Here is a 23,905-nt window from a genome sequence, read left to right as displayed (position 1 = left end):
GACGGGGCCTTTTGGTTAGGTAATCCTTACCTTAGTATGACCTGCGGTCCTCCGGCTGAGCCGGTTCCGCACCCTCTGGAGGCACGGTCAGCTGTGTCCGGTTTCGAAACGCGTGCGTCCGGCGTCGACGACGGAGATGTGACGGCGTACTGGCGCCGTAGGCTCGATCCCCTCCCGCAGGAGGCGGTCCTCCCCACCGACTTCCCGTACCCGCTCGCACCCGGCGGGGAGCCGCGCACCGTCAGCCGCACCCTGGGCGCGACGGCCGACGAACTCACGCACCTGGCCGCCTTCGTGGCACTGCTGCACCGCTACGGCGGCGCGCACGACATCACCGTCGGCCACCGGGGACTGCCGCTCCGGGTCGCCCTCGACGGCGGGACCGCGTTCGCGGAACTGGTCCGGCGCGTGTCGCGGGCGCACGAGGAGGCGGCCGCCCACCGCATCCGACTGGCCGCCCTCGTCGCGGAGTTGGGGCCGGAGCCGACACGGGGCGGAGGGCTGCTGTTCAACACGGCCTTCGACACGGCCTTCGACACGGCCTTCGGCGAGGTCTCCGGCGAGACCTCCGGTCAGGCCGAAGGCACTGTGGACCTCGCCCTGGAAGTCCGGTCCGGCAGCGTGCGGGTGACGTACCGTCAGGACCTGTTCCGGGAGGAGACCGCGCGGCGGACCGCCGGACACTACGCCACCCTGCTCGCCGACGCGCTCGCCCGGCCTGACACCCCGGTCGGCGAACTCGACCTGCTGGACGCCGAGGAACGGCACCGGGTCCTGGTGGAGTGGAACGACACCGACCACGACGTCCCCCTGCGCACCTGGCCGCAGATATTCGCCGAGCAGGTCCGGCAGCGGCCCGACGAGATCGCGCTGGTCTTCGAGGACACCCGGCTGACCTACGCGGAGCTGGACGAGCGGGCGGCCCGGCTGGCCCACGCGCTCGTCGCGCGTGGCGCGGGCCCCGAGCGCGTGGTGGCCCTCGCGGTGCCCCGCTCCGCCGAACTGATCGTCGCCGAGGTCGCCGTCCTGAAGTCCGGCGCCGCCTACCTCCCGGTGGACACCGACTACCCGGCCGACCGCATCTCCTACATGCTGGCCGACGCGCGCCCCGCCTGCCTGGTCACCACCGCCGAGGTCGCCCGGGACATCCCGCCGGCCGAGGGCATGGACGTCGTGGTGCTGGACGCGCCCGACACCGTACGGGAGCTGGAGCGGGCGCGGCCGTCCGGGCCCGACCTCGCTCCCGGCGCCCTCCGCGTCGGCAACGCCGCCTACGTCATCTACACCTCCGGCTCCACCGGCCGCCCCAAGGGCGTGGTGCTCTCCCACGCCGGAGTCGCCAAGCTGGTCGCCACCCAGAGCGAGCGGTTCGGCATCGGACCGCACAGCCGGGTCCTGCAGTTCGCCTCGCCCAGCTTCGACGTGGCCTTCTGGGACCTGTGCCTCGGGCTGCTCTCCGGCGGCCGGCTCGTCGTCGTGCCGGCCGAGCTGCGGGTGCCCGGCGCCCCGCTCGCCGACTACGCCCACGCCCACGGCATCACCTTCATGATCCTCCCGCCGGCGCTGCTCGCCGCGATGCCCGAGGACGTCGAACTGCCGCCCGCCACCCTGCTGGCCGGCACCGAGCGGGTCTCGCCCGAACTGGTCGGCCGGTACGCCCGCGGCCGCATGATGTTCAACGCGTACGGCCCCACCGAGGCGACCACCAACTCCACCCTCGGCCTGTGCGACCCCGACACCCCGGCCGGCACGATCGTGCCGATCGGCGTCCCCGACCCCGGGACCCGCGCCTACGTGCTCGACGCGCGGCTGCAGCCGGTACCGGCCGGTGTGCCGGGCGAGCTGTACCTCGGCGGCGCCGGACTCGCCCGCGGCTACCTGGGCCGGCCCGACCTGACGGCCGAGCGGTTCGTCGCCGACCCGTTCGGCGCGCCCGGCGAGCGGCTCTACCGCACCGGCGACCTGGTGCGCTGGAAGGCCGACGGCAGGCTGGAGTTCCTCGGCCGCGCCGACGCGCAGGTGAAGATCCGCGGCTTCCGCATCGAGCCCGGCGAGATCGAGTCCGTGCTGCGCGCCCACCCGGCCGTGGAGCAGGCCGCGGTCCTGGTCCGCGAGGACCGCCCGGGCGACCGCCGGCTCGCCGCCTACGTCGTCCCCTCGCTGGACGCCGACCGGGACTTCGGCGAGCAGGTCCAGGAGTGGAAGGACCTGCACGAACTGCTCTACTCGGCGGCCGGGTCCGAGGGCCGCCAGGACGGCTCCCACGTCTCTCAGGACTCCCAGGGCTTCCAGGGCGCCCGGGGCTTCCGGGAGAACTTCGCCGGCTGGAACAGCATGTACGACGGGCTGCCCATCCCCGTGGCGGAGATGCGCGAGTGGCGCGAGGCGACCCTCGCCCGCATCGCGGAGCTCGCCCCGCGCCGCGTGCTGGAGATCGGCGTCGGCAGCGGCCTGCTGCTCTCCCGGATCGCCCCCGCCTGCGAGGAGTACTGGGGCACCGACCTGTCCGAGGAGGCCGTACGGGCCCTGCGCGGGCAGGTCGACGCCGTGCCGGAGCTGGCCGGCCGCGTGCACCTGGACGCGCGGCCCGCCCACGACACCGACGGGCTGCCCCGCGCCCACTTCGACACGATCGTCCTCAACTCCGTCGCCCAGTACTTCCCGGACGCGGACTACCTCACCGACGTCATCGGCGCCGCCGCCGAGCTGCTGGCCCCGGGGGGACGGCTGTTCATCGGTGACGTGCGCAACGCCCGGCTGCTGCGCTGCCTGCGCGCCGCCGTGGAGACGCGCCGTGCGGCCGACCCGGCGGACAAGCAGGCCCTGCGGGCCGCGGTCGAGCGGTCGGTCGCCTGGGAGGGCGAACTGCTCCTCGACCCGGACTACTTCGCCGCCCTCGACGGCTTCGACGCCGACATCCGCGTCAAGCGCGGCGCCCACCACAACGAACTGACCCGCTACCGCTACGACGTCGTACTCCACCAGCGCACACCGACTGCGGCCGCATCTTCGGCCCCGGCCCCGGACCCGGCCGGGGGCGACGAGGTCGCCTGGGCCGAACTGGCCGCCGGCGGCGACCCCGCGGACGGCCGGCGCGGCCCGGACGCACTCGGCGCCCTGCTCGCCGGGCGCACCACCCCGCTGCGCGTCACCGGTCTGCCCAACGTCCGCCTCGCCGAGGACCTGGCCGCGCTGTCCGCCGTGGACGACAGCAGCCGTGCCGCGTCCCCCGCGGGCGCCCCGGACCCGGAGGAGCTGTACGCCCTCGCCGCCCGGCACGGCCTGGAGGCGGCCGTCACCTGGAACGGGGGCGCCGACGACGGCAGCCTCGACGCGGTGTTCGGCCCCACCGGAGCGACAGGGACGACAGGGCTGTACCGACCCTCCGGCGCCGCCCTCCACGCCAACCGCCCGGCGCCCTTCCGCGACGTGCACTCCCTCATGAAGGCCCTGCGCGCCCACGCGGCCGAGCAGCTGCCCGAGTACATGGTCCCCTCCGCCGTCGTCCCGCTGGACCGCCTCCCGGTCACCCCCAGCGGCAAACTGGACGGCGCCGCCCTCCCGGTGCCCGACTACGGCGCCCTGAGCTCGGGACGCCCGCCGCGCGACGCCCGCGAGGAAGTGCTCTGCGCGGCCTACGCCGAGGTGCTCGGCCTGCGCTCGGCGACCATCGACGACGACTTCTTCGCGCTCGGCGGCGACAGCATCACCGCCATCCAGCTGCTCGTCCACGCCCGCCGGGCCGGCCTGCGGCTCAGCTCCCGCGACGTCTTCCGGCACCGGACGGTCGCGGCCCTCGCGGAGGCCGCGGACGTCCGCACCGGTACCGCCGCGGACGCCGCCCCCGGCAGCGGCGCCGGTACCAACGGCACCGGTACCGCGGACGAGGAGACACCCCTCGTACGGCTCACGGAGGCCGAACTCGCCGCCCTGCAGGGCGAGTACCCGGTCACGGTCCAGGAGCTGCTGCCGCTGAGCCCCCTCCAGGAGGGCTTCTACTTCCACGCGCTCGTCGACGGCGCCGACCGCGACGCCTACGTGGTCCAGCAGGCCCTCGACCTGTCAGGACCGGTCGACGCCGGGGCGCTGCACCGGGCCGCCCAGCGCGTCCTGGACCGGCACGCCCCGCTGCGGGCCTGCTTCCGGCCGCTGCCCGACGGGCGCCCCGTGCAGATCGTCGCCGAGGGGCTCGCACTGCCGTGGCGCGAGGTGGACCTGTCGGAGCATCCGCACGCCTCGGCCGACGCGGTCGCCGCCGAGGAGCGGGCCCACCGCTTCGACCTCGCCCGCCCGCCCCTGCTGCGCTGCGCCCTCGTCCGGCTCGGCGCGGACCGCAGCCGCCTCCTGCTCACGTTCCACCACAGCGTCGCCGACGGCTGGTCGCTGCCCGTCCTGCACCGCGAGCTGCTGGCCGGCTACGGCGAGGACGCCGCCCCGCTGCCCCGGGTCACCCCGTACCGCACCTACCTGCGCACGCTCGCGGCCGCCGACCGCGAGGCCGCGCGCGAGACCTGGCGCGGCGCGCTCGCCGGGGTCGAGGAGCCCACCCGGCTCGTCGAGGCGCCCGCCGACGGCGGCCCGATCACCCCCGCCCAGGTCCGCGTGGAGCTGTCCGAGCAGGTCACCGCTCGGCTGTCGGCGCGCGCCCGCGAGCTGGGCGTGACACTGGGAACCGTCGTCCAGGGTGCCTGGGGCCTGCTGCTCGGACGGCTGACCGGCCGCCAGGACGTGGTGTTCGGCACCACCGTCTCCGGCCGGGACGCCGAGGTCGAGGGCATCGAGTCCATGATCGGGCTGTTCATCAACACCCTGCCCACCCGCTTCCGCTGGGAGCCCGCGGACACCCTCGCCGGTCTCGTCGGGCGGCTCCAGGACGAGCAGGCCGCCCTGCTGGACCACCAGCACCTCGGTCTCGCGGAGATCCAGCGCGTCGCCGGACTCGCGGGCAGCGGCGAGCTGTTCGACACCCTCGTCGTCTTCGAGAACTACCCCGCCGCCACCGGCCTCGCCGACCCCTCCGGCCGGATCCGGGTCACGGGCCACGAGTTCCACGACGCCGTCCACTACCCGCTCGCCCTGATCGTGAAGCCGGGCCGCCGCCTCGACCTGCGCCTCAAGCACCACGCGCGGCGGCTCGACGCCGACGCCGTGCGCGGCGTCGCGGACCGGCTCACCCGGATCCTGCACGCCCTGGCCGCGGACCCCGGGCAGCCGGCCGCCGCCCTGGAGCTGCTGTCACCGGCCGAGCTGTCCGACGCCCACCCGGCCGGCGAACGGCGCGAGGTGCCCGGCACCACCCTCGCCGCGGCCTTCGGGGAGCAGGCCGCCCGCACCCCGCGGGCCACCGCGGTCGTGTACGGGGACGAGACCCTCACGTACGCCGAACTCGACGCCCGTGCGGAGGGGTTCGCCCGGCGGGTCCGTGCGACGGGCGCCGGCCCCGGTACGTTCGTCGCGGTCGCCGTACCGCGTTCCACCGCCCTGATGGTGGCCCTGCTCGGCGTGCTCAAGTCCGGCGCCGCTTACCTCCCGGTCGACGTGGATTACCCGGCCGACCGGGTGACCCACATGCTCACCGACTCCGGGGCGACGACGGTCGTCACCACCATCGGCACCGCGCACCGGCTCCCCGAGGTCCCGGGTCTGACCCACCTCCTGGTGGACGCGCCGGCCGACGAGCAGCGGCCCGCGGCCGGACCGGGCGCCCCGGCCGGACCCGACGACCCCGCCTACCTGATCTACACCTCCGGCTCCACCGGGCTGCCCAAGGGCGTCGTCCTCACCCACCGCGCCATCGTCAACCGGCTGGCCTGGATGCAGGGCGCGTACGGGCTGACCGCCGACGACCGCGTGCTGCAGAAGACCCCGGCCAGCTTCGACGTCAGCGTCTGGGAGTTCTTCTGGGCGCTGTGCGAGGGCGCCGCGGTGGTGCTCGCCCGCCCGGACGGGCACCGCGACCCCGCCTACCTCGCCGGCCTGATCCGCGAACAGGGCGTCACCACCCTGCACTTCGTGCCGTCGATGCTCGAAGCGTTCCTGCAGTCCGAGGAGATCACCGCCGACCCCGCGTGGGCCGCCTCCCTGCGGCGCGTCCTCAGCAGCGGCGAGGCCCTGCCCGGCGCCGCCGCGGCCCGCTGGCTCGACCTCACCGGCGTACCGCTGCACAACCTGTACGGCCCCACCGAGGCCGCCGTCGACGTCACCCACCACCCCTACGACGGCGCACCCGGCACCACCGTGCCCATCGGCCGCCCGGTGTGGAACACCGGCCTGCGCGTCCTGGACACCTGCCTGCGCCCGGTCCCCGCGGGCGTACCGGGAGAGCTCTACCTGACGGGCGTCCAGCTCGCCCGCGGCTACCACGCGCGGCCCGGCCTGACCGCCGGGCGGTTCGTCGCCGACCCGTACGGCGGGCCCGGCGAGCGCATGTACCGCACCGGCGACCTGGTGCGCCGCCGCCCCGACGGGGTCGTCGAGTACCTCGGCCGCACCGACCGCCAGGTCAAGATCCGCGGCAACCGCGTCGAACTCGGCGAGATCGAGGCGGCGCTGGTGCGCCAGGACTCCGTCGCGCAGGCGGCCGTCACCGTCGCGGACGGCGCCCTGGTCGCCTACGTGGTCCCGGCCCGCGACGCCCGCCCGGAACCCGCGCGGCTGGCCGAAGGGCTGTCCGCGGCGCTGCCCGCAGCCGTGGTGCCCGGCGCCTACGTCGTCCTGGACGCCCTGCCGCTGACCCCCAGCGGCAAGCTCGACCGGGCCGCCCTGCCCGCCCCGCAATCAATGCGCGCCGAGGTGCGCGCGCCCCGGAACGAGCGCGAGCGGGCGCTCACCGGGATCTTCGCCGCAGTGCTCAAGCTCGACGAGGTCGGCATCGACGACGACTTCTTCATGCTCGGCGGCGACAGCATCACCTCCATCGGCGTCTCCAGCCGCGCCCGCCGGGCCGGCCTGGACATCGGCCCGCGCGACGTCTTCGCGCACCGCACCCCCGCGGCCCTGGCCGCCGCGGCGGCCCCGGTCGCCGAAGTGCGGTCCCTGCGCTCCGAGTTCGCCCTCACCGCCGAGGAGACCGAGCGCGTCCACCGCCTCAGCCCCGGCCCGGTGGACGACATCTGGCCCCTCGCCCCGCTCCAGGAAGGCCTGTTCTTCCACTCCACGTACGACGCCGGCACCCTGGACGTCTACACCGTCCACGAGTCCTTCGACCTGGCCGTCCCGCTCGACACGGACCGCCTGCGCACCGCCGTGCGGGTCCTGCTGGAGCGCACCCCCGGCCTGCGCGCCGGGTTCACCAGCGAAGGGCTGCGCCAGCCGGTGCAGTTCATCGTCCGCGACCCGGAGATCCCGCTCGAAGAGGTCGACCTGTCCGGGCTGCCCGCCGACGAACAGGACGTCCGGCTGCGGGAGCTGACCGAGGCCGAGCGCTCCCGGCGCTTCGACCTGACCCGCCCGCTGCTCTTCCGCATCCTCGTCGTGCGCCTCGGCGCGGAGCGCGGCGACCGCATGGTCGTCGGGCGCCATCTGCTCCTGTGGGACGGCTGGTCCGCCTGGCTCTTCCTCGACCAGCTCTTCGCCCTCTACGCGTCCGGCGGCGACCCGGCCGGTCTCGCCGCGCCCGGCTCGTACCGCGACTACCTGACCTGGCTGGAGGCGCAGGACACCGACGTCGCCACCGGCGCCTGGCGCACCGCCCTGGCCGGACTCGACGAGCCGACCCTGCTCGCCGCCGCCGACCAGGGCCTGGAGCCGGCCATCCCGGAGAGCCTGGACGCCTTCGTCCCGGACGAGGTGGGGACCCGGCTGCGCGAGCTCGGCCGCCGGCACGGGCTGACCCTCAACACCGTGCTCAACGCGGCGTGGGGCCTGACCCTGGCGAGCGCGACGGGGCGTACCGACGTCGTCTTCGGCACCACGGTCGCGGGCCGGCCGAGCGAGGTGCCGGAGATCGAGAACGTCATCGGCATGTTCCTCAACACCGTCCCCGCCCGCATCGCCTACGACCCCGCCGAGCCCGTGCTCGCCCTGCTGCGCCGCGTCCAGGACGAGCGGCTGGCCGTCATGCCGTACGAGTACCTGGGCCTGGGCGTGCTGCAGGCCGAGACCGGGCACCGGCGGCTGTTCGACACCCTCTTCGTGCTGCGCAACAGCGACACCGAGGAGCGGCTCGCGGAGCTGAGCGAGCGGCACGGGGCCACCGCCGTCGCCAACGTCGACGCCACGCACTACCCGGTCAACCTCGTCGTCACCCCGGGCCGCAGCATCCGGGTCACCCTGACCCACCGGGCCGACGTCGTCGCGCGTCCACAGGCCCAGGACCTGCTCGACCGGTTCACCCTGCTCCTGGACCGCCTCACCCGCGACCTCGGCGCCCCGGTGGGCCGCGTGGACGCCCAACTGCCCGCCGAGCGGCGGGAGCTGGAGCGCGAGCGGGCCGAGGGGCGGGTGCCCGACCCCGAGGACACCGTCGCCGACCTGCTGGCCGCCCAGGCCGCGGCCACGCCCGGCACCACCGCACTGGTCTTCGGCGACGAGACCCTCACGTACGCCGAACTCGACGCCCGCATCAACCGCATGGCGCACCTGCTGCTGGAGCGCGGCGCCGCCCCCGAGCGGGTCGTCGCGCTCGGCCTGCCCCGCTCGCTCGACATGGTCGTGGCGCTGTTCGCCGTACTGCGCACGGGCGCCGCCTACCTGCCCCTGGAACTGGACTACCCCGACGACCGCCTGGTGGCGATGCTCCAGGACGCCCGGCCCGCGCTCCTGCTGTCCAACGCCGCCGTCTCCGAGCGGCTGGCGGCGGCCGGCACGCCCCGCGCGCTGCTGGACGACCCGGCCGTCGTCGCCGAACTCGCCGCGTACCCGGCTCACTTGGAGCAGCGGCGGTTCAGCCTGGAGCACCCGGCGTACGTCATCTACACCTCCGGCTCCACCGGCCGGCCCAAGGGCGTCGTCACGCCCTACCGCGGCCTGACCAACATGCAGCTCAACCACCAGCGGGAGATCTTCGCACCGGCCATCGCCTCGGCGGGCGGACGCCGGCTGCGCATCGCCCACACGGTGTCCTTCGCCTTCGACATGTCCTGGGAGGAGCTGCTGTGGCTCGTCGAAGGACATGAGGTGCACATCTGCGACGAGGAGCTGCGGCGCGACGCCGAGGCCCTGGTCGCGTACTGCGAGACGAACCGCGTCGACGTCGTCAACGTGACGCCCACCTACGCGCACCTGCTGATCGAGCAGGGCCTGCTGGAGGGTCACCGGCCGCCGCTCGTGCTGCTCGGCGGCGAGGCCGTCTCCGAGACGGTGTGGAACCGGCTGCGTGACACCGAGGGCACCTACGGCTACAACCTCTACGGGCCGACCGAGTACACCATCAACACCCTCGGCGGCGGCACCCTCGACAGCGCCACCCCGACCGTCGGCCGTCCGATCCGCGGGACCCGCGCCCACATCCTGGACGCCTGGCTGCGGCCCGTCCCCGAGGGCGTGCCCGGCGAGCTGTACATCGCGGGCATCGGCCTGGCCCGCGGCTACCTCGACCGGCCGGGCCTGACCGCCGAACGGTTCGTCGCCGACCCCTTCGGTGAGCCCGGCGAGCGCATGTACCGCACCGGCGACCTCGTACGCCGGGGCCCCGACGGCAACCTCGACTTCCTCGGCCGCACCGACGACCAGGTCAAGATCCGCGGCTACCGGGTGGAGCTGGGCGAGATCGAGACCGCCCTGTCCCGGCATCCGCAGGTCGCGCACGCGGCCGTCGTCGTGCGCGACGAACGGCTCGTCGGGTACGTCGTCCCGGCCCCGCTCACCGGCGACGACCGCGACGGCGCCGAACGCGAGCAAATCGGCGAGTGGCAGGAGATCTACTCCGACGAGTACGAGGAGATCAGCACCGCCGTCTTCACCGAGGACTACGCCGGCTGGGACTCCTCCTACGACGGGCGCCCCATCCCCTTCGAGGAGATGCGGGAGTGGCGCGAGGCCACCGTCGCGCGGATCCGCTCGCTGCGCCCGCGCCGCATCCTGGAGATCGGCGTCGGCTCCGGCCTGCTGCTGTCCAAGCTGGCCCCGGCGGCCGAGGCCTACTGGGCCACCGACTTCGCCGCCCCCGTCATCCGCAAGATCGGCGAGGAACTGGCCCAGGACCCGGAGCTGGCCGCGCGGGTCACCCTGCGCGCCCAGCCCGCCGACGACCTGACCGGCCTGCCCGCGGACGGCTTCTTCGACACGATCGTCATCAACTCCGTCATCCAGTACTTCCCGAGCGTCGACTACCTGACGTCCGTGATCCAGGGCGCGATGCGGCTCCTGGCCCCCGGCGGCGCCCTGTACGTCGGCGACGTGCGCAACCTGCGCCTGGCCCGGACCTTCCAGACGGAGATCCAGCGGGCCAAGGGGGTCACCGGGGAGGGCCTGGAGCGGGCCGTCGAACGCGGACTGCGCCTGGAGAAGGAACTCCTCGTCGACCCCGACTACTTCACCACCCTCGGCCACCGCGTCGACCTGCGCACCAAGCGCGCCCTGCACCACAACGAACTCACCCGCCACCGCTACGACGCCGTCCTGTACGCCGGCGAGCCGGACCTCGCCCTGGAGCGCGTCCCGTCGGTCGGCTGGAGCGCCGACCTCGACGTGGCGGACCTGGTCCGCGCCGTCACCCCGCTGCGGTTCACCGGCGTCCCGGACGCCCGCGTGGGGGCTGCCGGGGGAGTGGACCCCGAGACCCTGCACGCCCTCGCCGCCCCGCTCGGCTGCCGGGTCCTGACGACCTGGTCGCGCGAAGTGGGCACCTACGACGCCGTGTTCGTCGCCGCGACCGGATCCGGCGAGGCTCCCGGCCGCACCGCCGGGCTGTACCTGCCCGGAGGCGGCGAAGCGCCCTACGCCAACGAGCCCACCGCCGCCCGCGGCGCGAACAGCCTGGTGCGGCGGCTGCGCGAGGACCTCAAGCAGCAGCTGCCCGACTACATGGTCCCGGCCGCGTTCGTCACCCTCGACCGGCTGCCCATGAACGACAACGGCAAGCTCGACGTGCGCGCCCTGCCCGACGCCGAACCGGCCGTCGCGCTCGGCACCGGCCGCGGACCGCGCACCCCGCGCGAAGAGGTGCTCTGCCGCCTCTTCGCCGAGGTCCTCGGCCTGCCCGAGGTCGGCGCCGAGGACGGGTTCTTCGACCTGGGCGGCCACTCCCTGCTCGCCACCCGCCTGATCAGCCGCGCCCGCACCGAGTTGGGCGCCGAACTGGCGATCCGCGACCTCTTCGAGGCGCCGACCCCGGAACTGCTCGCCATACGGGCCGACGCCGGACGCCCCGCCCGGCCCGCCGTCGTCCCCGCCGAACGGCCCGCGCGCATCCCGCTCTCACCGGCCCAGCGCCGCCTGTGGCTGGTCGAACGCATCACCGGCAGCGGCGTCGCGTACAACTTCCCGCTGGTCTTCCGGCTGCGCGGCGCACTGGACCCCGACGCGCTGCGCACCGCCCTGCACGACGTGGCGGGGCGGCACGAGGCGCTGCGCACGGTGTTCCCCGAGCACGACGGGGAGCCGTACCAGCACATCGTCCCCGCCGCCGAGGCCGTGCCCGCCTTCACCGTGACGGACTGCGCCGAGGACGCGCTGGACGCGCTCGTCGAGGTGGCCCAGCGCCGCCCCTTCGACCTGTCCCGCGAACTCCCGCTGCGCTGCGAGGTGTTCCGCCTCGGCCCGGCCGACCACGTGGTGGCCGTCGTGCTGCACCACATCACCACCGACGAGTGGTCCGACCGGCCGTTCCTCGCCGACCTGGACACCGCGTACGCGGCCCGGGCGGCGGGCACGGAGCCCGGCTGGACCCCGCTGCCGGTCCAGTACGCCGACCACACCCTCTGGCAGGACGAGCTCCTCGGCCAGGTCGGCGAGGAGCAACGCGCCTACTGGACACGGACCTTGAGCGGCCTGCCCGACGAACTGCCGCTGCCCCTGGACCGCCCCCGCCCGGCCGCGCCGACCGGACGCGGCGGCAAGGTGCGCCTGGACCTGCCCGCCGCCACGGGGCGGGCCCTGCGCGACCTGTCCACCGCCACCGGCACCAGCATGTTCATGCTGTTCCAGGCCGCCACCGCGACCCTGCTGCACCGGCTCGGCGCGGGCGACGACATCCCGCTCGGCGCCCCCGTCGCGGGCCGTACGGACGACGCGCTCGACGACCTGGTCGGCTTCTTCGTCAACACCCTCGTCCTGCGCACCGACCTGTCCGGCGAGCCGACCTTCCGCGAACTCCTGTCCCGTGTAAGGGAGTCGGCCCTGGAGGCGTTCGCGCACCAGGACCTGCCCTTCGACCAGGTGGTGGAGGCGCTCAACCCCGAGCGGGCCGCCGGCCGCAACCCGCTCTTCCAGGTCATGCTCGGCTACCACCACCGGCCGGACGGCGACCCCGACGTGCTGGGCCTGCCCACCGAGTGGACCGACATGGACACCGGACAGGCCAAGTTCGACCTGCACTTCACCTTCGTGGACGAGACGCCCGCGGACGGGACGGACCGCCTGGTCCTGCTCCTGGAGTACGCGACCGACCGGTGCGACGACGCGACCGCGCGGCGCCTCACCCACCGTCTGGTCCAGCTGCTGGAGCAGGCGGCCGCCGCGCCGGACCGGCCGGTGCGGGAGCTGGACGTCCTCGACGCGTCCGAGCGCGCCCTCGTGCTCACGGACTGGAACGACACGTCCCACCCCACGGACACGACGACTCTCCCCGAACTGTTCCGCGCCCAAGCGGCCCGTACGCCCGACGCCTTGGCCCTGGTCTTCGGCGGGGAGCGCCTGACCTACGCGGAGCTGGACGCGCGCGTCGAGCACACCGCACGGGTGCTGGCCGGGGCGGGCGTGGGCCCGGAGACGACGGTGGCCGTGGCCCTGCCGCGCTCGGCCGACCTCGTGGTGGCCCTGCTGGCCGTGCACCGCGCGGGCGGCGCCTACCTCCCGCTGGACACCGCCCTCCCCGCGGAACGCCTCGCATTCATGCTGGAGGACACCCGCCCGGTGCACGTGATCCGCGACGCCCTCCCGGCGGGCGGGTACGGCGAACTGCCGCGCTCCCACGACCCGTCGAGCGCGGCGTACGTCATCTACACCTCCGGCTCCACCGGCCGCCCCAAGGGCGTGGTCGTGCCGCACGCGGGCATCGTCAACCGCCTGCTGTGGATGCAGGACGCGTACGGCCTGGACGCGGACGACCGCGTGCTGCAGAAGACGCCCGCCGGTTTCGACGTCTCGGTGTGGGAGTTCTTCTGGCCGCTGATCACCGGGGCGGCCCTGGTGGTCGCCGAGCCGGAGGCCCACAAGGACCCCCGCCACCTCGCGGAGCTGATCCGGCGCGAGGCCGTCACCACCGTCCACTTCGTGCCCTCGATGCTCCAGCTGTTCCTGGAGGAACCGGCCGCCGCCGCGTGCACGGGCCTGCGCCGCGTGCTGTGCAGCGGCGAGGCGCTGCCCGCGCCGCTCGCCGAGCGCTTCCACCGCACGCTCGCCCCCGTCGAGCTGCACAACCTGTACGGGCCCACCGAGGCCTCCGTCGACGTCACCGCCACCCGGGTGCACCCCGGCMCCGCACCGGTGACCATCGGCCGGCCGGTGTGGAACACCCGCCTGTACGTCCTGGACGCCGCGCTGCGGCCGGTGCCCCCGGGCGTCGCGGGAGAGCTCTACCTCGCGGGCGCGCAGCTGGCCCGCGGCTACCTCGACCGGCCGGGCCTGACCGCCGGGCGGTTCGTCGCCGACCCGTACGGCGGGCCGGGCGAGCGCATGTACCGCACGGGCGACCTCGCCCGCTGGACCTCCGGCGGCGAGGTCGAGTACCTGGGCCGCACCGACGACCAGGTCAAGATCCGCGGCTTCCGGGTCGAGCCCGGCGAGGTCGAGGCGGTCCTGGAACGGCACGCGACCGTCGCCCGCGCCGTCGTGACCGCGCACGGCCAGCAGCTCGTGGCGTACGTCGTCCCGGCGGCCGGCCGTGCCACCGACGCCGCGGAGCTGCGCCGCCGCACCGCGGCCGAACTGCCCGAGCACATGGTCCCCGCGGCCTTCACGGCCCTGGACGCCCTGCCGCTGACCCCCAGCGGCAAGCTCGACCGCAGGGCGCTGCCCGCGCCCGACTTCGCCGCGGGGACCACCGCCACCCTGCCGCGCACCCCGCGCGAGGAGGTCCTGTGCGGCCTGTTCGCCGAGGTCCTCGGCCTCGGACGGATCGGTGTCCACGACGACTTCTTCGCCCTCGGCGGCCACTCCCTGGTCGCCATGCGGCTGGCCGCCCGGGTGCGGACCGCACTGCGCGTCGAGGTGTCCCTGCGCACGCTCTTCGAGGCGCCCACGGTCGCCCGGCTCGCCGAACGGCTCGGTGAGGAGGCCGCCGGGCACACCGCCACCGGCCTGCCCGGCCGGCCGCTCCTCGCACCCGCCGACCGGCCCGAGCGCCTGCCGCTCTCCTTCGCCCAGCAGCGGCTGTGGGTGCTGTACCGGGTGGAGGGCCCCGGCGCCACGTACAACATCCCGCTCGCCTGGCGGCTCACCGGACCGCTCGACACCGGCGCGCTGCAGCGCGCGGTCGACGACCTGGTGGCCCGCCACGAACCGCTGCGCACCGTCTTCCCGGAGGAGGACGGGCGCGCCTACCAGCGGATCCTCGCGCCGCGGGAGGCACCCGTCCCGGTGCGCACCGAGGCCGTCGCCGACGAGGAGGAACTGGCCGCGCGGCTCGCGGAGGCCGCCGGGTACGGCTTCGCGCTGGACCGGGAGGTGCCGCTGCGCGTGCACCTCCTGCGCACCGCCGAGGACGAGCACGTCCTGCTGCTCCTGCTCCACCACATCGCGGGCGACGAGTGGTCCGACCGGCCCCTCACCCGCGACCTGGCCGCCGCCTACGCGGCCCGCGCGGCGGGCCGGGCCCCCGAACGGGCGCCGCTGCCCGTCCAGTACGCCGACTACAGCCTCTGGCAGCGTGCGGTGCTCGGCGACGAGAAGGACCCGGGCAGCCTCGCCGCCCGGCAGCTCGCCTTCTGGCGGCGGGCGCTGGACGGACTGCCCGAGGAGCTCGCGCTGCCCGCCGACCGGCCGCGCCCGCTGGAGGCGAGCTACCGCGGCGGCGCCGTCGCGATGCCCCTGGACCCGGAGCTGACCGCCGCGCTGCGCGAGCTGGCCCGCTCCGGCGACGTCAGCGTGTTCATGGTCGTCCAGGCCGCGGTGGCGGCCCTGCTGACCCGGCTGGGCGCGGGCACCGACATCCCGCTCGGCAGCCCCATCGCCGGACGCACCGAGGAGGCGCTGGAGGACCTGGTCGGGTTCTTCCTCAACACCCTGGTGCTGCGCACCGACACCTCCGGCGACCCGGCGTTCCGCGACCTGCTGGCCCGGGTGCGGGAGACCGACCTGGCCGCCTTCGACCACCAGGACGTGCCGTTCGAGCGCGTGGTGGACGCCCTCAACCCGGCCCGCTCGCTCTCCCGGCACCCGCTGTTCCAGGTGATGGTGGTGTACCTCGCCGCAGCCGGCGGCGACGGGGACTTCCTCACCGGCCTCGACGCCCGGCGCGAGGAGACCGGCGCGGCCGGCGCCAAGTTCGACCTCTCCTTCGACTTCGTGGAACGCGCGGACGGGGACGGCGTCGACGGCGTCCTGGAGTACAGCACCGACCTGTTCGACCACGCGAGCGCCGAGGCCGTCGCCGCACGGCTGGTGCGCCTGCTGCGGGCCGTGGCCGCCGACCCCGACATCCCGATCAGCCGGATCGACATCCTCGGCGACGCGGAACGCCGGCGCATCCTCACCGAATGGAACGACCGGCCCGCGCCCGCCGCGCCGACGACCGTGCCCGCCCTCTTCGAACGCCAGGCCGCGCTCTCGCCGGACGCACCGGCCGTCGCCTCCGACGGCGTCGCGCTGACGTTCGCCGAGCTCGACGCGCAGGCCAACCGGCTCGCCCGGCTGCTCGTCGCGTACGGCGCCGGACCCGAACGGCTCGTCGCGCTCGCCCTGCCCCGCACCGCCCGCACCCTGCTGGCGATCCTCGCGGTCCACAAGGCGGGCGCCGGCTACCTGCCGCTCGACCCGGACGCCCCGGCCGGGCACCTCGCGGACACGCTGGACGACGCCCGCCCCGTCCTGACGCTCACCACCCGGGAGCTCGCCTCCGTACTGCCCGCCGGCGGACCGCCGCTCCTGGAGCTCGATGCCCCCGCAACGGCGGAACTGCTCGCCGCGCAGGCCGCGACCGCTCTCACCGACGCGGACCGCACCGCGCCGCTGACCCCGCGCCACCCGGCGTACGTCATCTACACCTCGGGCTCCACCGGCCGCCCCAAGGGCGTCGTCGTCACCCACGAGAGCGTCGGCAACCTCTTCCACAGCCACCGCGAGACGCTGTACGCGCCCGCCAAGGCCCTCACCGGACGGCGGCACCTGCGCGCCGGGCACGCCTGGTCGTTCTCCTTCGACGCCTCCTGGCAGCCGCAGCTGTGGCTGCTCGACGGGCACTGCGTCCACGTCGTCTCCGACGAGACCCGCCGCGACCCGGAGCTCCTGGCGGCGGCCGTCGCCGAGCACGGCTTCGACTTCCTGGAGATCACGCCGTCGTTCTTCGCGCAGATGGCCGACACGGGCCTGGTGCGCGAGGACGGCAGCAGCCCCCTCGCGGTTGTCGGCGTCGGCGGCGAGGCCGTACCGGCCGCCCTGTGGGACCGGCTCGGCAAGCTGGAGGGCACCGAGGCGTTCAACCTGTACGGGCCCACCGAGTCCACCGTCGACGCGCTGGTGGCCCGGGTGCGCGACAGCGACCGGCCGCTGGTCGGCCGTCCCGTCGCGGGCACCCGCGCCTACGTCCTCGACGACCGGCTGCAGCCCGTGCCGCCCGGCGTGACGGGCGAGCTGTACCTGGCGGGCGGCGGCCTCGCCCGCGGCTACCTGGGCCGCCCCGCCCTGACCGCCGAACGCTTCGTGGCCGACCCGTTCGGGGAGCCCGGCTCGCGGCTCTACCGGACCGGCGACCTGGCCCGCTGGACCGCCGACGGGCGGATCGACTACCTGGGCCGCGCCGACGACCAGGTCAAGATCCGCGGCTTCCGCATCGAACCCGGCGAGATCGAGTCCGTGCTCACGGCTCACCCGGACGTCGCCCAGGCCCTGGTGACGGTACGTCAGGACGGCGCTCGCAAGCTCCTCGTGGCGTACGCGGTCCCGGCCACCGGAGCCGCGCCCGACCCGGCCCGGCTGCGCGCCCACGTCGGAGCGCACCTGCCCGACCACATGGTCCCGGCCGCCGTGGTCCTCCTGGACCGGTTCCCGGAGCTCGCCAACGGCAAGCTGGACCGGGCCGCCCTGCCCGCCCCGGACTTCTCCGCACTCTCCACCGGCCGGGCCCCCGGCACCGAGCTGGAGAAGACCCTGTGCGCCGTGTTCGCCGACGTGCTCGGCCTCGCCGAGGTCGGTGCCGACGACGACTTCTTCGCCCTCGGCGGCGACAGCATCATGGCGATGCAGCTCGTCAGCCGGGCCCGCGCCGCGGAGGTACGGATCACCCCGCGCCTGGTGCTCAGGCACCGCACGGTCGCCGCACTGGCGGAGGTGGCCACCACCACCGCGGCCACCGGCAGCCGCCCGGCCGACGACGGCACCGGCACCGTGCCGCTCACCCCCGTCATGCACTGGCTGCGCGAACTGGGCGGCCCGACCAGCGGCTACCACCAGTCGGCCCTGGTCCGGACACCGCCGGCCCTGGACCACCCGAAGCTCACGGCCGTACTACGAGCACTGGCCGACCACCACGCGATGCTGCGCGCCACGCTGGTGCGCACGGACGGGGTCACGGACGGCCGCGAGCAGGGTGCGCCGCAGGCGCCCCGTAAGGGGCGCGGGGAACTGCGCGACCAGCCCCCACTGACCCGCAGCCGACGGACGACCGCCTCCGAGGAGGCCTGGAACATCACCGTGCCGCCCCCCGGCTCGGTGGACCCCGCATCCTGGATCGAGCGGATCGACGTCACCAGCCTGGACGCCGAGGAACTGCGGACGGCCGTCGCGGACGCCGCCCACGCCGCCCGCGCCGCCCTCGACCCCGAGGCCGGGACCATGGTGCGGGCCGTGTGGTTCGACGCGGGCGCCGAGCCCGGCAGGCTGCTCCTGATGGCCCACCACCTGGTCACCGACGGCGTCTCCTGGCGCATCCTGCTGCCGGACATGGAGGCCGCCTGGCGGGCCGTCCGGGAAGGGCGCCCGGTGGAGCTGCCGCCCGTCGACACGTCCTTCCGCACCTGGGCGCGCAAGCTCACGGAACTGGCCCAGGACCCGGCCCGGGAGGCCGAACTGCCCTTCTGGACCGGCGTCCTGGAGGGCGCGGCACCCCTGCCGCTGAAGAGCCCGCTCGACCCGGTGCGCGACACGGCCGGCACCGTACGGCGGCTGGAGCTGCGGCTGCCCGCCGAGCACACGGGCCCGCTGCTGTCCGCCGTGCCGTCCGCGTTCTCCGCGAACGTCAACGACGTCCTGCTCACCGCTCTCGCACTCGCCGTGGCCGACTGGCGGCGCCGCCACGACGACGGCCCCGGCGGCCCCGTCCTGGTCGACCTGGAAGGCCACGGCCGCGACGAGGAGGTGGCCAGGGACGTCGACCTGTCCCGTACGGTCGGCTGGTTCACCAGCGTCTTCCCCGTGCTCCTCGACCCCGGTCCCGTCGACCTGGACGCGGCCCTCGCGGGCGGCCCCGCCGTGGAGGAGGCGCTCGACCGGACCCGGCGCCACCTGGCCTCGCTGCCCGCGAACGGCACCGGCTACGGCATGCTCCGCCACCTCAACCCCCGTACCGCACCGGTCCTCGCGGACTTCGCGGCACCGCCCATCGAGTTCAACTACCTCGGCCGCTTCGGCATCCCCGAGGCCACCGACTGGTCCTACGCCCCCGAGGAGGAGGTCTCCGACATCGGCGCCGAGCCGGAGATGCGCGAGGGCCACGCGCTCGGCATCAACGTCGTCACCGAGGACCGCGCCGGCGGACCCGTCCTCGCCGCCCACTGGTCCTGGCCCGCGGCGGTCCTCGACGAGGAGGCGGTACGCGACCTGGCGCAGAGCTGGTTCCGCGCCCTGAAGGCCCTGGTCGCCCGCGCGGCCGACCGCGACTAGACCAACATCCCTGTTCAGACTGTGAGGTGGAGGAATCCCGTGAGCACCAACCCGTTCGAGAACCCCGAGGGCACCTACTCCGTGCTCGTCAACGACGAGGGCCAGTACAGCCTGTGGCCCGACTTCGTCGACGTGCCGGCCGGCTGGACCGTCGTCCACGGCCCGGCCCCCCGCCAGGAGTGCCTGGACCACATCGAGGTCACCTGGACCGACATGCGCCCCAGGAGCCTGGTGGAGCGGACGGCGGCGGAACAGACCGGCTGAGGCCCCCGCGATGCTCACCACGAGACTGACGAACGGCCGCTTCCTCACCATGGACCCGGCCCGCCCCGTCGCCCGCGAACTGGGCGTCTGGCGGGGCCGGATCGTGGGCCTGGACGAGGAGGTGGCCGCCCTGCCCGCCGACAGGACCGTGGACCTCCAGGGCGCCACCGTCCTGCCCGGGTTCATCGACAGCCATGTGCACCTGGCCTGGACCGGCCTCAAGGCGGCCACGCCCACCGTGGCGCCCTGCCGGTCCGTCGAGGACGTCCTGGCGGTGGTGGCCGAGACGGCGGCGCGTACGCCGGAAGGGGGCTGGGCGCACCTCGCGGGGTACGACCAGCGGGGCCTGGGCCGCCACCTGACCGCCGCAGAACTCGACAAGGTCGCCGCCGGGCGCAAGGTGTTCCTGATGCACGACTCCGGGCACGGCTGCCTGGTCAACTCCGCCGTCCTGGACCTGCTGCCCGCGCGGCTCCGCGGCGGGGACGGCTTCCTCGCCGAAGGGGCCATGGGGGCCGCCCGGGCGCTGCGGCTGCCGCACGCGCAGCAGGAGCTGGCGGACGCCATCGGGCACGCCGCCCGCACCTGTCTGGCCGAGGGCGTCACCGGCTGCGCCGAGGCGGGCATCGGCGGCTCCCTGCTCGGCCACAGCCCGGTCGAGCTGGGCGCGTACCAGCTCGCCCGCGAGCAGGGGAAGCTGCCCCTGCGGGTGCAGCTCATGGTGTCCGCCGACCGGCTGCACCCGGTCGGCGCGCACGAGGACGACGGCATCCCCCGCGCCCTCGACCTCGGCCTGCGCACGGGGTTCGGCGACGAGGGGCTCTCGGTCGGCGCGCTGAAGGTCTTCACCGACGGCGGCATGATGGCCCGTACCGCCGCCCTGAGCAGCTCCTACGAAGGGCTCGACCACGGGGGCGAGCTCCAGGACGACCCCGAGGTGCTCGCGGCCACCATCGTCGACGGCCACCTCGCGGGCTGGCAGCTCGCCGTCCACGCCATCGGCGACCGCGCGGCCGACGTGGCCCTGGACGCCCTGGAGCGGGCGCAGCGCCTGCGGCCCCGGCCGGCGGCCCGGCACCGCATCGAGCACGCGGGGCTCATCAGGCCGGACCAGCTGGACCGGATGGCGCGCCTCGGCGTGGCCGCCGTGGTCCAGCCGAACTTCCTGCGGTACTTCGGCGACGACTACGCGCAGATCATGGGGGAGGAGCGGGCGCCCTGGCTGTACCGGGGGAGGGGCTTCCTCGACCGGGGCATCACCCTGGTCGGCAGCTCCGACCGGCCCGTCGCCGACGGATCGCCGCTCAGGGCGATCCAGTTCATGGTCGAGCGGGCCTCGGCGTCGGGTCAGGTCATCGGCCCGGACGAGGGCATCACCGTGCTGGAGGCCCTGCACGCCTACACCGTGGCCGGCGCCTTCGCCTGCCACTGGGAGGACGGCGCGGGCACCCTCACCCCGGGCAAGCGGGCCGATCTGGTGGTCCTGGGCGACGACCCGACGCGGATCGACGTGTCGCGCATCGGCGACATCGAGGTGGTCGCGACCTTCGTGGCGGGGCTGGAGACCGAGGGGGCCGCGCTGTAGGCCCACGGATCCCTGTGCCTTCGGGCGCACCCTGCCCGGTGGGAGCGGGGCGCCCGCCGTCACCGGGCAGGGTGCGCCCGCCGTCATCCGCTGCGCGCCGCCCTGCCGTGCAGCAGGTGGCGGATCAGCTGGTCGGTGGTGCAGACGACACCGGTCCGGGCGATCCACCGCAGGGCCATGGAGTGGTCCTCGGCGCAGAGGTCGGCGACCGCGTCGGCCACGACGAACGGCTGGATGTCGTGCATGAAGGCGTCCGCCGCCGTGAGCAGGATGCCCAGGTGCGCCCGTACCCCGCACAGGATCAGCTGGTCGCGCCCCTCGGAGCGCAGCAGCCTGCCGAGGTGGCTGCGCAGGAACGCGTTGTGGCGGACGTTGACCATCAGGTGCTCGCCGACCCGGGGCGTGAGCGGCGCCACCACGGCCGCGTCCCCGTCGGGCCCCGGACCGGTGCCGGGCCCGTGGACGTCATTCGTCTGACCGTGCGGACCGGGGTGCTGTGCGGCGGGTTCGGCGCTGAAGACGACCGGCATGCCGAGGGTGCCCGCGAGTTCGCGCAGGGCCGAGATGTTGTCGATCAGCTCCACGACCGGGGAGCAGTCCGGCGGGAAGGCCCGGACGAAGTAGTTCTGCACGTCGTGCACCAGCAGCGCCGCCCGCGCCGGGTCGATCGTCCAGGACGGGCCGGACGCGGGGACCGCGGCACGGTCGGGCATGGCGTAGGAGGTGACGGCGGGCAGGACCATGGCGGACTCCTCCCTGGTGACGGGGTAGCCGGGCCCGGTAGGGGAACTTAGCTTAGCCTAAGCTAAGTTGACGGACGAGTGCCGGGGTGGCCCGAACCGGTCACCGCCGCGGGCGGATCCGCTGTTCAATGGTCCGGCGGACGCGAACGCCACGCGGAAGGAGCCGTCCATGTCCCCTGCCGCGGTGCCGCCGGTCGGCGCGCGCATCCGCCAGGCGCGTACGGCGAAGGGCATGAGCCTGCGCGGACTGGCGCGGGAGATCGGGGTGTCCGCGAGCCTCATCTCGCAGATAGAGACCGGCAAGAGCCAGCCCTCGGTGAGCACCCTGTACGCGATCACCACCACGCTCGCCGTCCCGGTCGAGTCGCTCTTCGGCGCCGCCGGGGAGGAGCCGGCACCCGTGACCGCCGCCCTGCCCGGCGCCGAACCGGACGCGCGGGGGCGGGCGCTCGCCGCCTTCGCCGCCGCGGCCGGCCGCGGGACCGGCCCGCTGGCCGCCAGGGGTGAACGGGAGGTGCTGGAGCTGGACTCGGGCGTCGTGTGGGAGCGGCTGGGCCGGGTCCCCGGGGCCGACGTCGACTTCCTGCTCGTCACCTACCCGCCCGGCGGGTCCTCCTCCGGCCCGGGCGCCCTGATGCGGCACCCGGGGACCGAGTACGGCTATCTGACCTCGGGCGAGCTCGTCCTGACCCTCGGCGCCGAGGAGTACGTGGTCCGGCCCGGCGACGCGGTGGGCTTCGAGTCGGCCACCCCGCACCGCTACCGCAACGACGGCCGCGAACCCGCCGTCGGTGTCTGGTTCGTGTTCAGTGTGCCTTGACACGTCCCCTTGGCGGTCGTTCACTCCCCAGGAGGGTGGTGGTCACCATGGCGATCCGCACGTTCGGACCGAACGCCGTCGACTGGGAACAGCGCATCGACCTCGACCGGCTGCGCGGGGAACGGCTGGCCCGCCTCCACGAGGCCCTCGGCCGTAGCGAGCTGGGCGCCCTGCTGAGCTTCGACTTCGCCAACATCCGGTACATGTCCGCCACCCACATCGGCACCTGGGCGATGGACAAGCTGATCCGCTTCGCGCTGCTCGTCCGCGGCGGCGAACCGGTCGTCTGGGACTTCGGCTCCGCCGCCCGCCACCACCAGCTGTACACCCCGTGGCTCGCCCACGGCGGCGACAAGGACGGTGACGGCCAGGGCCCGCCCACCGGCGCCCGCGCGGGCATCTCCACCCTGCGCGGCGCCTTCCACCCGGACGCCGGGATCGCCGCGGACGTCGCCGCGAAGATCGCCGCCGAACTGCGCGAACACGGCCTGGCGGACGAGCCGCTGGGCGTCGACCTCGCCGAGATGCCCGTCCTGCACGCCCTGAAGGAGCAGGGCATCGACGTCGTGGACGGCCAGCAGGTGTTCCTGGAGGCCCGCCGGATCAAGACGCGCGACGAGATCTCCCTGCTCACCCAGGCCTGCTCGATGGTCGACGCCGCCTACGAGGAGCTGTACGGCTACTTACGGCCGGGCGTGCGCGAGAACGAGTGCGTCGGGCTCGTCAGCAAGGTTCTGTACGACCTGGGCAGCGAGTACGTCGAAGGCGTCAACGCCATCTCCGGCGAACGCTGTTCACCGCACCCGCACGTCTACAGCGACCGCCTGATCCGCCCCGGCGACCCCGCGTTCTTCGACATCCTGCACAGCCACCTCGGCTACCGCACCTGCTACTACCGCACCTTCGCCGTCGGCAGCGCCTCACCCGCGCAGCGCGACGCGTACGTCCGCTGCCGCGCCTACATGGACGAGGCGATCGCCCTCGTCCGCCCCGGCGCCMCCACCGCCGACATCGTCGAAGTGTGGCCGCGCGCCCAGGAGTTCGGCTTCCCCGACGAGACCGCCGCGTTCGCCCTGCAGTACGGGCACGGCGTGGGCCTGTCCATCTGGGAGAAGCCCGTCTTCAGCCGTCTGGTCTCGCCCGCCCACCCCGAAGTCCTCGAAGAAGGAATGGTGTTCGCGCTGGAGACGTACTGGCCCGCGGCGGACGGCTGGTCGGCGGCGCGCATCGAGGAGCAGGTCGTCGTCACCGCCGACGGGTGCGAGGTGATCACCAAGTTCCCGGCGGAGGAACTGCTCGTGGCGGGCCGCAGGTACTGGACCGCCGGCGGCGCGCTCGACACCCGCCGCGAGGCCC

Annotated in this window: 6 protein-coding genes; 5 read left to right on the top strand and 1 reads right to left on the bottom strand. The window is 74.8% G+C overall.

Translation table 11 applies throughout. The features are described from left to right. Nucleotides 1-93: 93 nt before the first annotated feature. Genes FGF04_RS00030 through FGF04_RS00020 form a run of 3 tightly spaced genes read left to right on the top strand, consistent with a single transcriptional unit; the run spans nt 94 to nt 20,986 of the window. Nucleotides 94-19,137 (top strand): non-ribosomal peptide synthetase, encoded by a 19,044-nt coding sequence (locus FGF04_RS00030; RefSeq protein WP_235882097.1) that lies wholly within the window; start codon nt 94-96, stop codon nt 19,135-19,137. A 39-nt stretch (nt 19,138-19,176) separates the two neighbouring features. Continuing rightward, nucleotides 19,177-19,401 carry an MbtH family protein gene (locus tag FGF04_RS00025; RefSeq protein WP_149509079.1) on the top strand — a complete coding sequence of 75 codons (225 nt, stop codon included), beginning with the start codon at nt 19,177-19,179 and terminating at the stop codon, nt 19,399-19,401. 10 nt (nt 19,402-19,411) lie between these two features. Continuing rightward, nucleotides 19,412-20,986: an amidohydrolase gene (locus FGF04_RS00020; protein WP_149509078.1), complete on the top strand. Its 1,575-nt coding sequence runs from the start codon at nt 19,412-19,414 to the stop codon at nt 20,984-20,986. Nucleotides 20,987-21,069: 83 nt separating this feature from the next. Here FGF04_RS00020 and FGF04_RS00015 read toward each other — a convergent pair whose 3' ends face one another. Then, nucleotides 21,070-21,729, bottom strand: coding sequence for an isochorismatase family protein (locus FGF04_RS00015; protein ID WP_188113902.1), 660 nt, complete (start codon nt 21,727-21,729; stop codon nt 21,070-21,072). A gap of 169 nt (nt 21,730-21,898) precedes the next feature. Here FGF04_RS00015 and FGF04_RS00010 point away from each other — a divergent pair, with 169 nt between their 5' ends. Beyond that, nucleotides 21,899-22,549, top strand: a complete 651-nt coding sequence (locus FGF04_RS00010; protein ID WP_149509077.1) for a helix-turn-helix domain-containing protein — start codon at nt 21,899-21,901, stop codon at nt 22,547-22,549. Nucleotides 22,550-22,596: 47 nt separating this feature from the next. Beyond that, on the top strand, nt 22,597-23,905 hold a 1,309-nt coding region (locus FGF04_RS00005; protein ID WP_149509076.1), incomplete at its 3' end, for a M24 family metallopeptidase.

Source organism: Streptomyces apricus (assembly GCF_008369065.1).
In the GTDB taxonomy this organism is placed as follows: domain Bacteria; phylum Actinomycetota; class Actinomycetes; order Streptomycetales; family Streptomycetaceae; genus Streptomyces; species Streptomyces apricus.
The sequence above is the reverse complement of the archived record's forward strand: the minus strand, read 5'-3'. Positions and strand labels throughout refer to the sequence as shown.